The sequence below is a fragment of the Moraxella sp. TY6 genome (genome assembly GCF_048551375.1).
In the GTDB taxonomy this organism is placed as follows: Bacteria; Pseudomonadota; Gammaproteobacteria; order Pseudomonadales; family Moraxellaceae; genus Faucicola.
In genome coordinates this window covers 203,080-217,198 of the sequence record NZ_JBLYZJ010000002.1, presented here as the reverse complement: position 1 = coordinate 217,198, position 14,119 = coordinate 203,080, and the positions used below count along the sequence as shown (strand labels likewise).

11 protein-coding genes and 1 other RNA gene are annotated in these 14,119 nt (G+C 41.5%); 10 read left to right on the top strand and 2 right to left on the bottom strand.

Translation table 11 applies throughout. The features are described 5' to 3' along the window. The first annotated feature begins 108 nt into the window (after positions 1-108). The 7 genes from ACK1U4_RS02860 to ACK1U4_RS02830 all read left to right on the top strand — a co-directional run bounded on the left by ACK1U4_RS02860 (position 109) and on the right by ACK1U4_RS02830 (position 6,487). A complete protein-coding gene (locus ACK1U4_RS02860) occupies positions 109-795 on the top strand; it encodes a YcxB family protein (RefSeq protein ID WP_419400469.1) in 687 nt (228 codons plus the stop codon). 230 nt (positions 796-1,025) lie between these two features. Beyond that, entirely contained in the window at positions 1,026-1,511 is a 486-nt protein-coding gene (locus ACK1U4_RS02855) for a Dps family protein (protein ID WP_419400561.1), read from the top strand. A gap of 152 nt (positions 1,512-1,663) precedes the next feature. Beyond that, entirely contained in the window at positions 1,664-2,797 is a 1,134-nt protein-coding gene (nrdB, locus tag ACK1U4_RS02850) for a class Ia ribonucleoside-diphosphate reductase subunit beta (protein ID WP_419400470.1), read from the top strand. A 6-nt stretch (positions 2,798-2,803) separates the two neighbouring features. Next, positions 2,804-3,064: a 2Fe-2S iron-sulfur cluster-binding protein gene (locus ACK1U4_RS02845; RefSeq protein WP_419400471.1), complete on the top strand. Its 261-nt coding sequence runs from the start codon at positions 2,804-2,806 to the stop codon at positions 3,062-3,064. Positions 3,065-3,200: 136 nt separating this feature from the next. Further along, positions 3,201-5,093: an RNA polymerase sigma factor RpoD gene (gene rpoD, locus ACK1U4_RS02840; protein WP_419400472.1), complete on the top strand. Its 1,893-nt coding sequence runs from the start codon at positions 3,201-3,203 to the stop codon at positions 5,091-5,093. A 113-nt stretch (positions 5,094-5,206) separates the two neighbouring features. Continuing rightward, the gene (locus tag ACK1U4_RS02835; protein ID WP_419400473.1) at positions 5,207-5,551 is read left to right on the top strand and encodes a YbeD family protein; all 345 of its coding nucleotides are present in this window, start codon (positions 5,207-5,209) and stop codon (positions 5,549-5,551) included. Positions 5,552-5,578: 27 nt separating this feature from the next. Beyond that, complete coding sequence (locus ACK1U4_RS02830; protein ID WP_419400474.1) at positions 5,579-6,487, top strand: ATP-binding protein; 909 nt, start codon at positions 5,579-5,581, stop codon at positions 6,485-6,487. Here ACK1U4_RS02830 and ACK1U4_RS02825 read toward each other — a convergent pair. Beyond that, positions 6,469-8,928 carry a hypothetical protein gene (locus ACK1U4_RS02825; protein ID WP_419400475.1) on the bottom strand — a complete coding sequence of 820 codons (2,460 nt, stop codon included), beginning with the start codon at positions 8,926-8,928 and terminating at the stop codon, positions 6,469-6,471. The genes ACK1U4_RS02830 and ACK1U4_RS02825 overlap by 19 nt on opposite strands. A gap of 222 nt (positions 8,929-9,150) precedes the next feature. Here ACK1U4_RS02825 and ACK1U4_RS02820 point away from each other — a divergent pair, with 222 nt between their 5' ends. Both ACK1U4_RS02820 and ssrA read left to right on the top strand, forming a co-directional pair. Then, complete coding sequence (locus ACK1U4_RS02820) at positions 9,151-10,500, top strand: DUF2868 domain-containing protein (RefSeq protein ID WP_419400476.1); 1,350 nt, start codon at positions 9,151-9,153, stop codon at positions 10,498-10,500. A 137-nt stretch (positions 10,501-10,637) separates the two neighbouring features. Continuing rightward, positions 10,638-10,998, top strand: a transfer-messenger RNA (tmRNA) gene (gene ssrA / locus ACK1U4_RS02815). Positions 10,999-11,131: 133 nt separating this feature from the next. On the opposite strand, the gene sohB is transcribed toward ssrA, so the two are convergent. Beyond that, on the bottom strand, positions 11,132-12,088 hold the full coding sequence (gene sohB, locus ACK1U4_RS02810) for a protease SohB (RefSeq protein ID WP_419400477.1): 957 nt from the start codon (positions 12,086-12,088) through the stop codon (positions 11,132-11,134). Positions 12,089-12,306: 218 nt separating this feature from the next. Between sohB and aspS the strand changes: the two genes are divergently transcribed. Continuing rightward, a complete protein-coding gene (gene aspS, locus ACK1U4_RS02805) occupies positions 12,307-14,115 on the top strand; it encodes an aspartate--tRNA ligase (RefSeq protein WP_419400478.1) in 1,809 nt (602 codons plus the stop codon). The last annotated feature ends 4 nt before the right edge of the window (positions 14,116-14,119 follow it).

Sequence of the window (14,119 nt, the reverse complement as noted above, 5' to 3'; positions counted from 1 at the left end):
ATTTTTCACATAAAATAATGGGCGAAATGGATTATTACTTTATTTTTATCCCTAGGTTGGGTAAGATAGCTTCTCAATTTTTATCTTTTTGTAACTAGCGAACCGTTTATGGCACTTTATCCTTACACCTTGCAACCTGTGGACTTAAACTTGACCGAAGACGAATTTCGTCAAGCCCAACTACAATTATTTGATGCCAACAATCAAACCTTAACCAAAATCACCACCAAAACATGGGCGATTTTGGCGGTTATCGTGGTATTGGCGATTTTGGGTTTGGTGTTTGTCAGTGGCTATTCCACGATTCTTTTTTGGTTAATGTTGGTGGGTGTGGTGGTATTTTTGTTGGCTCGCACTTATGGGCTAAAATGGTATGTAAAACAAGAATTTGAAAAACAAATGGCTTCGCAATCCATGCCTGCCGAAATGAGCCAAATCAAACTCGGTATCCAACAACACGGTATCGTGATGAGTATGCCTGCCCCTGCCATGCCTCAAATGCCTCGTGGCTTTAATCAGCCGTTGGTGCGTGGCGGTGCGATGCAACAAGCCGTCATCAAATGGGATAACGTCACCAATTGGCAAGAAACGCCTGACTATATCTTTATGATGTTTGATGTCAAAAATCCCAAAACAGGCGAAAGTCAACAAGGTAGCCAAATCGTACCCAAACGCCTTGCCTCACAAAAATTTCCGATTGACACATTAAAGCACCATTTACAAGAAAAAATTGGCAACCAAGGCTTTGATTTGACCGATAAACCAACTGATAAATATTTTCCAGAAAATAAATAACCAAAAAAAACATGAGCCACTACAATTTTTCACAGTGGATTGTCGATGAGTTTGTTATTATTTGATGAGCAGTTTAGATCTTATGTTTTGTATCTTTAATCATTAAATTAAGATTGATAAATTTTACAAATATATAAAAACACACTAAACTAGCAGTGTAAATTCAATAAATCGTTTTATCACAACCATGAAAAGATAACTTTTCTACAATAACTGTTAAATGGAGAATTATAATGGCGACTAAAAAATCAACCAAAGACCTTGGTATTGCAACCCAAGATATGAGCAAAATCGTTGACCAACTCAATGCGGTCTTAGCAAATTATCATTTATATTATATGAATGTACGTGGCTATCACTGGAATGTTAAAGGTTCGGACTTTTTTACCCTACACGTCAAATTTGAAGAACTTTACACCCAATTACAGCTACAAATTGACGAAATTGCCGAGCGTATTTTGACCCTTCGTGGCACGCCAATGCACGCTTATAGCGATTTTACCAAACTTGCCCAAATCAAAGAAGATAAAAACGTTACCGAAGGTCGTGCGTGTGTCCAAGGTGTATTGACAGGCTTGACCATGCTGATTGGCAAACAACGTGAAGTCATCGAAATGGCAGAAACTGCCGAAGACCAAGGTACTGCCGATTTATTGACTGGTTACGTACAAGAGCAAGAAAAATTGGTATGGATGTATAATGCCTATTTGGGTTAAACATTGACTATCGTAGGGGCGTAATGCTTATGCCCTGATATTTAAAGCGACTTTGACGAGTCGCTTTTTTTATTAATTTTTATGCCAAATTTTGCTATAATCATCAGCCAAAAACTCACTTATTCCCTTAAAATTACCAATTGCGATGCCCTATGAATTATTCAATTTTTTGCCAAACCAAAAACAATGCCCTTACCGAACCGATGTTTTTCGGTCAGCCTGTGAATGTCGCACGCTATGACCAACAAAAATTCCCTATTTTTGAACAGCTTATCGAAAAGCAACTGTCATTTTTTTGGCGACCCGAAGAAATTGACGTATCCAAAGACCGCATGGATTTTGCCAATCTTGCCGAGCATGAACAGCACATTTTTTTGAGTAACCTCAAATACCAAACCCTACTCGACTCGATTCAAGGTCGTAGCCCCAATGCCGTGCTATTGCCCTTGGTTTCGCTACCAGAGCTGGAAACATGGATTGAAACATGGTCTTTTTCTGAAACTATCCATTCTCGTAGCTATACCCATATCATTCGCAACGTGATGAATGAGCCAAGCAAGGTGTTTGATGATATCGTGGATAATCCGTATATCCTTGAGCGTGCTACCGATATCGCCAAATATTATGATGATTTGTACCATTTTTCCCAACTGTATAACCTGTATGGCGACAGTGAACAGCATATTCATGGCAAAACCGTCCACATTAACCTCACTACGCTCAAGAAAAAACTTTACTTATGTTTAATGGCTATTAACGTACTCGAGGCCATTCGTTTTTATGTGTCATTCGCCTGTTCGTTTGCCTTTGCCGAACGTAAGCTGATGGAAGGCAATGCTAAAATCATCAAGCTAATTGCTCGTGATGAAGCCTTGCATCTTAATAGCACTCAACATATGCTAAATATTATGCAAACAGGGCGTGACGACCCAGAAATGGTTGAGATTGCCAAAGCCTGCCAAAGCGAAGCGATTGAGATTTTCCGTACTGGGGCAGAGCAAGAAAAAGCGTGGGCAAAATATCTATTTAAAGATGGCTCGATGATTGGGTTAAATGAAAATATTTTGACGCAATATGTTGAATATATTACTAATTTGCGTATGGAAGCAATTGGTTTGCCGTCTATTTTCCCAGAAAGTAAAACCAATCCAATTCCTTGGATTAATGCGTGGTTATCGTCTGATAATGTGCAAGTTGCCCCACAAGAATCGGAAATTACTTCGTATTTAGTAGGTCAAATTGACGCTGAATTGGGTGACAATGCGTTTGATGATTTTGAGTTATAATTGAGTATGGCTTGGATTTTTACCAACAGTCGTCAATTCTATTTACATGATGGTGAAACCTTGCTGGCAGGGTTATTGCGTGTGGGGATTGTGGCTGACCACCAATGCGGTGAGGGGTATTGTGGCACGTGCAAGCTTACTCACCAACCGCTTAATTCTAACAGCCAAATTATGTATGATAATACGCCGATTTTTATGTTAAATGAGGGTGAAATTTTGCCTTGTTCGGCACGCATTGTAGGAATTTTACAATTGGATTTGGCATAAAACCATGTCAAAATTTTGCTTTTTAACCGATAATTTTTTGTGTTAACCCTTGATAAATCCCCTATTACCCCCATTTATCAGCTATAATACTGCGTTTAATTTTAAAAAAAATTCCAGCCTAAAAAAGTGAGTCCCCATGAGCGAACAATCTACCTCTCAACTAGCCACCCTCATCCAACTGGGTAAAGAACAAGGCTATCTGACTTACGCCGAAATCAACGACCAACTGCCCGATTCCGTCACCGAAAGCGACCAAATCGAAGACATTATCCAAATGCTCACTGACGTGGGTATTCACATCTACGAAACCGCCCCAGACGAAGATGACATCATGCTAAGTAACGATGGCGATGATGATGATATCGCTGTCGATGAAGCGGCCGCCGTGCTTGCGTCCGTTGAGTCTGAGCCAGGGCGTACCACTGACCCTGTGCGTATGTATATGCGTGAAATGGGAACGGTTGACCTACTCACTCGTGAAGGCGAAATTGCCATTGCCAAACGTATCGAAGATGGGATTCGTGATGTGCAGTACGCCATGACCTTTTGGCCGGGTACGGTTGAGATGGTGCTTGATGAATACCACCAAACCGCTGAGGGTGAAAAAAAGGTATCGGATATCATCACAGGCTTTTTGGACAATGCCGAAGGTGACGAGATTCTGCTAAATGACACGGATGAAATCGATATTCCTATCATCAGCACCCAAACCAAAAAAGTGGATGCAGACGAAGCAGAAAGCGAAGAAAGTGAAGATGAATTAGAAGAAGGTGGTGAAGAGGTTTCAGAAGATGCGGATGCAGATGAAGCCAGCGGTCTTGACCCAGAAGAAGTGCGTGTGCGTTTTGAAGAGCTAGAACAACTGTATCAAGTTGCCAAAACCGCCACGGACAAACATGGTCGCAGTAGCCCTGAAGCCATCGAAGCGTATAAAACGCTTGCCAACTGCTTTATGTTATTCAAACTAAACAGCCGTGTCGCTGATAATGTCATGGAAATGATGCGTGAAGTCTATGAAGATGTCCGCAAACATGAACGCCATATTATGAAATTGGTGATTCGCCGTGGCAAAATGCCCAAAGAAGAATTCCGCAAAACCTTCCCTAATAACGAAACCAACCTAGAATGGCTACCTAACCGTATCGCAGGTAAACCAAGCTTTGCCGAACATTTAGAGCGAATTTTGGACGAAGTATTGCTTTATCAAGGACGTATCCAAAACCATGAAAAAAATCTAGGCATGGATATCTACCAAATGAAGCAAGTGGCTCGTGAGATGTCGATTGGGGAAGCCAAGGCTCGCCGTGCCAAAAAAGAAATGGTAGAAGCAAACTTGCGTCTGGTTATTTCAATTGCCAAAAAATATACCAACCGTGGCTTGCAATTCCTTGATTTGATTCAAGAAGGTAATATTGGCTTGATGAAAGCGGTAGACAAATTTGAATACCGCCGTGGTTATAAGTTCTCGACCTATGCAACTTGGTGGATTCGCCAAGCCATCACTCGCTCGATTGCCGACCAAGCTCGAACCATCCGTATTCCTGTGCATATGATTGAAACGATTAACAAAATAAACCGTGTTTCTCGTCAATTATTGCAAGAAATGGGACGTGAGCCAACACCAGAGGAATTGGGCGAACGCCTAGAGATGGACGAGGCGAAAGTGCGTAAAGTGCTAAAAATCGCCAAAGAGCCAATTTCGATGGAAACGCCAATTGGTGATGATGAAGATAGCCACTTGGGCGACTTTATCGAAGACTCGAGCATCTCAAGCCCTGTGGATGAAGCGACCGCTCAAGGCTTAAAAGAAGCCACTCGTGAGGTCTTGGCAAACTTGACCGAACGTGAAGCCAAAGTGCTAAAAATGCGTTTTGGTATTGATATGTCAACCGACCATACGCTAGAGGAAGTCGGTAAGCAGTTTGATGTAACTCGTGAGCGTATCCGTCAGATTGAAGCAAAAGCCTTGCGTAAACTACGCCATCCGTCACGCTCTGAACATCTGCGTTCGTTCTTGGAAAATGACTGATAAGATTTAGCAGTATTAATTGAAAAAGGCGTAATGATTACGCCTTTTTTATTGACCTTGAAAACCACCAAGAACACCCCATTTACTCCTTATCAAAAAATAAGGAAACCACAATGACTGACAAAACCGTAAATATTAGCCAACTTGATGCAGGGCTTGCTACCAAACTTCAAGGCAAAAAAACCGACATCCAAAACCCCGAACTGTGGAACTTTCCTATGGATTATCCACTGAGCATCATCGGACATGAAGGGCATAAAGACACCTTGCTAGATGAAGTCAAACTTATCTTAGGCACGATGTTCCCAGATTTTGATTTGGCAAGCCTCACCGTCAATCCTTCTCGTACAGGGCGTTTTCACTCGGTACGTGCCAACGTCTATCTGACTGAGGCAGAGCAAGTGAACCGTCTTTATCAATTGCTTGATGATGCTAGCACCGTCAGAACTGTTTTATAATTTTGAAATTGGGGCTTAGGCATCTTTATGACAACCTTAACAATTTCTGAAGAGTTACAAACGCTGTTAACACAATATTTAAGCCAATCATTACCCAAACCTATCACGCTTGACCCCACGGTTTTGGCTTACCGTTGGCAGACCAATAGCCGTACAGGTTATGGTGAGCTTGTGCCGTTAACAGTCGCTTCCAGTGTTAGCCTTGATGACTTAATTGGTATTGACACTCAAAAGGCGAAATTGGTGCAGAATACTCGCCAATATCTCGCAGGATTGCCTGCCAATCATGTGCTAATGACAGGTACTCGTGGGGCTGGTAAGTCGTCATTGATAAGGGCATTACTCAATACCTTTGCCAAAGATGGCTTACGTATTATTGAGGTGGCTCGTGATGATTTGGTCATGCTTGAGCCGATTCGTCAAGCGGTGCGAAACTTGCAACAAACCCACCCTAATCACGGTTGTCACTATGTGATTTATTGTGATGATTTGGCATTTAATGGGCAAGATGAAAATTACCGCACCTTAAAATCAATTTTAGACGGTGCATTAGATAGCGAACAGGATAAATTATTGGTATATGCGACCAGTAACCGCCGTCATTTGTTACCGCAACTAATGAAAGACAATGTAAATATTTATAATGGACAGACCGATGAGGTCAATCCGTATGAAACCATTGATGAAACGGTATCATTGTCCGACCGTTTTGGCTTATGGCTATCGTTTCATCCAATGCCACAGCCTGTGTATTTGCAGATTTGCGAACATTATTTAACGTATGCTAATTTGGCATTTGATGAGAAAGCCAAAGCGTCTGCGTTGCGGTTTGCCAGTGAACGAGGCGGACGCTCTGGGCGAGTGGCGTATCAGTTTAGTCGGTATTATATTGGCTCAGAAAAACTACCAACTACCCATTACTCCAACATGAGCTGATACGCTTTTTGATAGGCAGTTTGATTAAAAGCATGACTGCCTTCAATGTAAGGTTCGATTTTCTTAATTAGGCGTTCATCTAGCACATTATCGCCATTTTCATCCTTTGTTTTATGGGTTTTCATATCCTCAATCGCCACTTCTGCTAACATTTGCTCAAATCTATCTACCGATTTTTGTTGTTTTGCTAATTGGTTGGCTTGTTGAGCTTCAGCTTTTTTGAGCGATTTTTGATAGGTGCTTTCAATTTTTTGACAAATCCCTTGGATTTTATGTTTGGCTTGTTTATCCAAGCTATCACTGTCTAATAAGGTGCTACAAGCATCATTTTCAAAAATTAACGGCACATTCTCAAGGGCGTCAGATTCATTTTCATTGCTTTCGTATTCATATTCATCATCGTAACTGTCTTCATCGACCTCATTTTTTAATGCCTCATACAGTTTGGCAAAAATTTTGGCTTCTGGTACACCTTTTTGGCGTTGTTGTTGAATATCAAGGTATTTTTGTTGATGCAAATAGGCTTGATAAACCGCTTCATCGACCGTGTCAGCAATGTCTTCATCGGTATAGGTATCATCTTTGGCATCATTATTGCTATCATTAGCAGTGAATTTAGCATCGGTTGGAATATCATTGTCTACGGCATATTCCATTGCAAAATTTTGGGCGGTTGCCTGTAATTTTGCCATTTCAACGGTGTTTAGTTTCTCTTCATCATTTTTCAATAAATATTGATAGACATATAAGGTTACAAACTCTTGTTGATAGCTATTTTTCTTGATAAGGCTGTTAGCAAGTTGCTCAAGATTTTCTTGTTTGTCAAATTTATCCGATTTTTTAGACATTGCCCATAAGCTATCTTCTTTAGTCGCTTCCTCAAAACTGACCGCATTTTTAAAGATAGCAGGGTCAACTTTGGCTTTACCATAATCATAAAAATTCAGCACAGATTGCATTTTGAGCGGATGATTATCTTGGAGGACTTTGGAAGTTGATGGCATCAGATTTGGTATGGCATCAATGCTTTCGATACGAACCAATTGATTGTTTTTATTAAACAAATAGTTAATTTTTGAATTTGCCGTGTCATTCATCCCCATACTTGCAAAAATTTGCGAGGCAGATTTTCTCAGTTTGGCATAGCTTTCTGGGTTTTGTCGAATGATATCTGCCAAGGCTTTGGCAGTGATAAGTTTGTCAGATTTATATTTATCAAAGGCTTCAATGGCTTGACGGCTCGATTCATAGCTTTCGGCTTGCTCTGTGCTAATCGCTTCATCTGAAGCGGTTGTATCGGAGGTTTCATCCGTTGAATCGCTTGAAACATCTTCTGCTGTCGCTTCATTTTCTGTTTCGGCAGTCATCTGCGTAGCGTCTTCTGTTTCACTGTCAGTTTCTTCAATTTCTTCTGCCATCGCCATTGATTGCCCTTGCAATTCGTTAATGGCTTGGTTCATTCGTTCGGCGGCTTGCAAGGCTTGCTCATTAAGGGTAGGTGCAAGCACGGTTGAGTTTTTGTCAAAAAGCTGTTTAATCGGTGAATGCGACATTTCTGCCAAATTGCCTTTATCCATCACTTGTCCAAAGGTTTTTTGGTTTAGATAAATAAATAGCACATAACTTGTTAACACATCTTCATAATGAACGTGATGAGCCACACGCTGGGCAATACCTTGCTTTTGGTCTTCCGCAGTAAGAGGGAGTAGCTGATAATCACTTTCTTTAGCAAGTGTGGGGGTCAAAACGGTAAATTCTCGCAATAATCTCAATAAAGGCAAGGTATCTACGCCCATTTTTTTGAATAATTGCCCATAATCATACGCCACATAACGCCCATCATACTTTGGATTGGTAACAAATGTAGACAGCATCGATATATCAGCATAAATTTTGGCTTGTCGCAAGTCGACTGCCAACGGCAACTTCACATTGGCATTGGCATTCGTGCTTCGATAACCCCATTCTGGCACGATACTAAACCGTCCTGCCCCCATATCTACCACGCCTTGACCATGATAGTAGATTTTTTGACCGATGGCTTGAAAGGTCTTGAGCATGGCGATATCGCTATCGCTTTGGTGATTGATACCTGCTTGCATCAATTCACGTTGCTGGCTATTGAGTTGTTGTTGATTTATCAGCTCGGTTAATAGCTTGTCACGGCTAGGACTTTTGACCAAATCATGGGTCAAAGGCACAGATTGGGGCTGTAGGGCAACATGAAAATCAAAACCATAGCTTTGTAAACCGACTAAATTTTCGTGAGCTTGTAAGATATTTTTTTGTAATTGAGGCGAAGTGGTGTTGGTTTTTGGCAAGGACGCACAGCCAACTAACGTGGTCAATAGCCCACCTAAAATTGTCACATGAATCACAGATTTAATAGCAATCGGCAATGGTTTTGCCAAAAATAAGTTTGGTAAATTTTTGGTTAGCATGGTATTTCCTAGGCATGAATTTGGTTATGATTTTTAACTTTTATATAAAAAAGTGTTAGTATTGTTTTATAATCCAATAAATTAATGTTTATTAGTAATAAAGTCAAGCCTTTAATTTAGCGTCAGTGGTGATAAATACTTTATCGTCATCGACTACTTATCTGTAATTTAATTTTTGGCAAAATCATGGTAGAGTAACATTTTTCACAAAAAATATAAATTATGTACACACCCCAAGACCAACTGACTGAACTTGTCCGCCTACTTGAAGAAAAAAACCACATCTTCACTGCTGACCCTATTTTAATCACCGAAAAACTGCAAAAAGAACCCAGTGAACCCCTCACCAAATTACGTCACCGAACCACTCGTATTGACAGTGATGGCAAACTGGCTCATTTACTTGCCACCATCGACAGCCGTATCAATGGCTCAATTTGGGGATTAACTTTATTGTGGTTTGTGTTGGGATTTGTCGGACTATTTGGCGTGATGCAGGTCGAAAAAGTCAACTTTTTTTATATTTTAGCCAGTTTATTGGGCTTTAATACCTTGATGTTATTGGTATGGCTTGGCTATTTACTATTTGCACCTCGCAATAAACCCACATTGTTGGGCAGTTTTTTTAGCCCCAGTACACTGGTGCGAGGTAAGGATACACTGACCCAAACGGCTGTCGAACTATACCAACAACAACTGAATCACGCAGGCACAAAATGGTTTGTTAGCCGTATTAGTCATCAATTTTGGTTGGCAAGTTTGTTGGGTATGTTGCTATCGTTGATTTTACTACTACTGGTAAAAAATTATAATTTTGTTTGGGAATCAACACTGCTGCAAAACTCAACCGTGGTTGATTTGATTAATATCATGGGATGGTTACCCAATCTAGTCGGTTTTCCCACCCCATCCGCTCAAGATATCATCACCGCTCAGATGAACCCAGATATCACACCACAAATGGTGGCATTTCGTTGGGCGATGTTGCTCATTGGTAGCTTGGTCATGTATGGCATCGCCCCACGGCTGATAGCGTGGCTGTTTTGTCTAATTATGGTACGCTCTAGCCGAATGAAGCTGGACATTAAACAACCTTATTACCAAAAAATAATCGACTTTTGGCAACGAAAAATTACCGACCCAGACGACAGCCCCACCGAGCTAAAACCTGTCGCTCCAACTGCCCAAGTTAGCACCCATAAAAAACTGGTGGCGTTATTGGAATACCCTGTGGATGATGAGTTTTGGTATCAATTTGCAGTTGGTCACAATGTTGAGAATTTTGGCATTGTTGATGACAGAGATGATATGGCTCGTTTAACTGAGCAGTTGGCTTCACAAAATGTACAAGTGTGTCTTGGCATTCCCCCTCAAGCCCTACCTGACCGAGGCACGATGCGAAAATTGGATAGCATTGCTCAACATTCGAAAGGTGGATTAATTGTGCAACTATTAGATTTTCAAAAGGATTTTTTACCTAGTCCGACCGAATTGGCACAGCTGAAAACTCGCAAAGAACAATGGGAAACTGCATTGGCAGAACGCCAAATTCCATTGGTGCGGATTCATTAGGCATTGATTTTCTACCCAATAATTAGGGCGTGTCCCCAATTTGGCATACTTAACGTTTAATGGGCTAAGAAAAATCAATAGTTACAAAAATCACTTGAAATATCATAAATTAATCTTATATAATGATAAATCCTATTGGGGATGTTCTGGCTTCGACGCTGGTGATGAAACTCAATGATGCATGTCGAGTGAGTATGTTCACTCGTAAATAAAATATACATTTTAAACTAGTCGCAAACGACGAAACTTACGCTCTAGCAGCCTAAGGGCTGCTTGGGACGGCACAGATTGCCATTGGTCTGGTTGCTCTCCCCGAAGCGAATGCACGATGGATAGCTTAGGTTGTTGTCTCGCCAATCTGAGCAAAACTTTAGAGGCTCGTGCTTGGTATCCTGACTGTCGGTTCACTAAGCATTAAAGCCATAGACAGACTCTAAACATGTAGAGTCATGGGCGTAGTGCTGGCGGACGCGGGTTCAACTCCCGCCATCTCCACCATTTATTTATAATAAAGTCAATCACTTAGGTGGTTGGCTTTTTTATTTGACAGGATTTTGACAGATTTATCTATGATTTTTTGAGCATGGTCTAAATCTGTCATTTGAATAATAACAAACTTTTGCTATCTTTTTTACTTTTTAAACATCGGCAATTTGCTATTTTCAATTTTCAGCAATGCCTCTGGCAGTTTTTCCACCACCGTGCCAACCAAAGCCTGAGCCGTTTGAGCAAAGCCCAATTTTTCTGCCAATGTCGGTTTTTGGCGAGAATGAATCGCAAACACCTCATTATCCTGCATTTTTGCCATGATATAGCTATCCGAGGTTTCGAGTTTATCGACTAATTTTAGCTTAATCGCATCTTCACCGTACCAATGCTCGCCTGTCGCCACTTTATCAAGTTCAAGCTGTGGGCGGTATTTGGTAACAAAATCTTGAAATAAGGTGTGGGTTTCTTCCAATTCTTGTTGAAATTTGGCTTTATCTTCTTCGGTATTTTTACCAAACACGGTCACCGTGCGTTTGTATTTGCCTGCGGTAAACACATTGACATCCACATCATGTTTTTCAAGCAAATCATGGAAATTTGGCACTTGAGCGACCACACCAATCGAGCCAACCACGGCAAAGGGTGCAGATAGAATCTTATCCGCCACGCACGCCATCATATAGCCCCCACTGGCAGCGATTTTATCGACACATACTGTCAGCGTCAGCCCTGCATCTTTGATACGAGCGAGCTGGGCGGCTGCTAAGCCATAAGCGTGTACCATACCACCGCCAGATTCAAGGCGTACTACCACTTCATCGCCTGTTTCAGCAGTGGTCAAAATGGTGCTGATTTCTTCTCGTAATTGCTGAACGTGCGAGGCTTTGATATCGCCATAAAAATCAAGCACAAATACATGATGTTGTTTATTTTTGCTTTTAAGGGCTTTGGCTTTATCTTTAAGGGTTTGTTTAATAAAGGCTTTTACGCCTTTTTTGTCGCCCATTTCGAGCATCAGTTGTTGCTTACGGTTATTTTTAACTTTATTTAAGTGGGTGATTTTAAGTTCGATGGGATGTTTGGCATTTTGAAACAACATATAATCGTATTCCTATTTACATTTTACATTCGGTAAAAAGCTTGTCATTTTTATTGTTATGGTGTTGATGTCAGATTTTTCAAGATGCGAAATTTAGCACAATATAATTTACCCAAACCATTGAGAATTTGCCCCAAAAACGGCATAATAGTTGATTGAATTTTTTTTGATTTTAATTTTTCATTTAAATAGCGAATATAGTTTAGGAAAGCGTTGTTATGATGCGTACACATTATGCTGGTAATCTTACCGAAGAACAGATTGGGCAAACCGTCACTGTCGTGGGCTGGGTGCATCGTCGCCGTGACCACAGCCATGTGATTTTCTTTGATTTGCGTGACCGTGAAGGCTTGCTACAGGTTATCGTTGAAAAAGCGGACGACCCTGCCCTGTATGATGCGTCTGGCAAAATGCGTAATGAATACCTATTACAAATCGCAGGTAAAGTGCGTGCAAGGGACGAAAATGCCTATAACCTTGAGCATAAAAGCGGTAAAATCGAATTGGTTGCCGAAACCATCGAAGTCGTTGCCGAATCAGAAACCCCACCATTCCCATTGAATGATGACTTTGTCACCGTATCAGAAGAGCTACGCCTCAAATATCGCTTCCTTGATATGCGTCGTCCAGAGATGCTGGAACGCATGAAATTCCGTGCCAAAGCCACGTCAACCATGAGACGCTATCTTGACGACCACGGATTTTTGGACGTTGAAACCCCAATTTTGACTCGTGCCACACCAGAGGGTGCAAGGGATTATCTTGTGCCAAGCCGTGTGTCAAATGGCGAGTTTTATGCCCTACCCCAGTCGCCACAGCTATTTAAACAGCTATTGATGGTGGCAGGTTTTGACCGTTATTATCAAATTGCCAAATGTTTCCGTGATGAAGATTTGCGTGCCGACCGTCAGCCAGAATTTACCCAAATTGACATCGAAACGTCATTTATGAGTGATGAAGACATTATGAATTTGGCAGAAGGCATGACCAAAGATTTGTTCAAAACCATGATTGGTATTGAGTTTGCCGACTTTCCACGCATGACTTATGCTGATGCAATGCGTGACTATGCGTCTGACAAGCCTGACTTACGCATTCCGATGAAACTGATTGATGTTGCCGACATCATGCAAGCGGTTGAATTTAAAGTATTCTCTGCCCCTGCCCAAGACCCAAAAGGTCGTGTGGTTGCGTTGCGTGTGCCAAACGGTGGCGAAATGACTCGCAAACAAATTGACGAATACACCAAATTTGTCGGTATTTATGGGGCAAAAGGCTTGGCGTATATCAAAGTCAATGATGCGAGCAACATCAACAACGGTGTGGATAAAGAATCTGGCTTGCAATCACCGATTATCAAAAACATGACCGATGAGGTATTGGTCGAGTTGATGAAACGCACTGAAGCCCAAACGGGCGATATTATTTTCTTTGGTGCGGACAAAGCCAAAGTGGTGAATGATGCAATGGGTGCATTACGTGTCAAAGTCGGTCTTGACCTAGAGATGACGACTTGCGAATGGGCACCATTATGGGTTGTGGATTTCCCAATGTTTGAAGAAACGGATGATGGTAAATGGACTTCGGTGCATCACCCATTCACTCGTCCGAAAGGCACAGTGGAAGAGATGAAAAACAGCCCAGAAACCGCCCTATCTATCGCTTATGATATGGTGTTAAACGGTACTGAAATCGGTGGTGGTAGTCTTCGTATTAATACGTTAGATATGCAAAAAGCGGTATTTGAAGCCCTAGGCATTGATGAAGCCGAAGCTGAAGAAAAATTCTCATTCTTGCTAAATGCGTTAAAATACGGAGCGCCGCCACATGGTGGTTTGGCGTTTGGTCTTGACCGTTTGATTATGTTGATGACGGGTTCACAGTCGATTCGTGACGTAATTGCCTTCCCAAAAACCAAAACTGCTGAATGTCCGCTGACTGATGCCCCTGCCCCTGTTGACAGCAAACAACTGCGTGAATTGGGTATTCGTGTGCGTGAAAAACAAAGCGAAGGTAAAGCGGAATAACGCC

Excerpts from the sequence above, each read along its gene's own strand:
- ACK1U4_RS02835 (WP_419400473.1), top strand. The coding sequence starts at position 5,207 with ATGACTGACAAAACCGTAAATATTAGCCAACTTGATGCAGGGCTTGCT.
- rpoD (WP_419400472.1), top strand. The coding sequence starts at position 3,201 with ATGAGCGAACAATCTACCTCTCAACTAGCCACCCTCATCCAACTGGGT.
- ACK1U4_RS02820 (WP_419400476.1), top strand. The coding sequence starts at position 9,151 with ATGTACACACCCCAAGACCAACTGACTGAACTTGTCCGCCTACTTGAA.
- ACK1U4_RS02825 (WP_419400475.1), bottom strand. The coding sequence starts at position 8,928 with ATGCTAACCAAAAATTTACCAAACTTATTTTTGGCAAAACCATTGCCG.
- aspS (WP_419400478.1), top strand. The coding sequence starts at position 12,307 with ATGATGCGTACACATTATGCTGGTAATCTTACCGAAGAACAGATTGGG.
- nrdB (WP_419400470.1), top strand. The coding sequence starts at position 1,664 with ATGAATTATTCAATTTTTTGCCAAACCAAAAACAATGCCCTTACCGAA.
- ACK1U4_RS02860 (WP_419400469.1), top strand. The coding sequence starts at position 109 with ATGGCACTTTATCCTTACACCTTGCAACCTGTGGACTTAAACTTGACC.
- sohB (WP_419400477.1), bottom strand. The coding sequence starts at position 12,088 with ATGTTGTTTCAAAATGCCAAACATCCCATCGAACTTAAAATCACCCAC.
- ACK1U4_RS02845 (WP_419400471.1), top strand. The coding sequence starts at position 2,804 with ATGGCTTGGATTTTTACCAACAGTCGTCAATTCTATTTACATGATGGT.
- ACK1U4_RS02830 (WP_419400474.1), top strand. The coding sequence starts at position 5,579 with ATGACAACCTTAACAATTTCTGAAGAGTTACAAACGCTGTTAACACAA.